The sequence below is a fragment of the Bacillus pretiosus genome (assembly GCF_051294775.1).
Taxonomy (GTDB): domain Bacteria; phylum Bacillota; class Bacilli; order Bacillales; family Bacillaceae_G; genus Bacillus_A; species Bacillus_A wiedmannii.
The window spans coordinates 1-310 of record NZ_JBPPHF010000152.1 but is presented as its reverse complement, the minus strand read 5'-3'; the positions used below and the strand labels follow the sequence as shown (position 1 = coordinate 310).

General features: G+C 37.4%; 1 protein-coding gene. It reads right to left on the bottom strand.

The annotated features are described in order from the left end of the window. Window positions 1-310 (bottom strand): DUF11 domain-containing protein (locus ACSG5Z_RS30275; protein WP_435712784.1); only part of this gene is annotated, 310 nt, incomplete at both ends.

Below are 310 nucleotides of genomic sequence, written 5' to 3'. Positions count from 1 at the left end.
TGTATATGATACATCTGTAACTTGAAACTTAATCCTAGATTTTTGACCTACCGGAATATTTGGTACAGGGAAACCTACCATAGGATTCGCTCCTTGCTGAACAACTCCATTTATCGTCACACTATTAGCTACAAACGCAGTACCAGACGGAATTGGATCTTGAAAAATAATATTCGTTGCAGGAACAGTTCCTGTATTTTGAATAAGAATCGTATACGTTAACGAATCTCCTACTCCTGCTTGTGGTGTATTTACACTCTTCATTACATTAAGTGATCCTACATTCACTCGGGTCACAACAATGTTACTA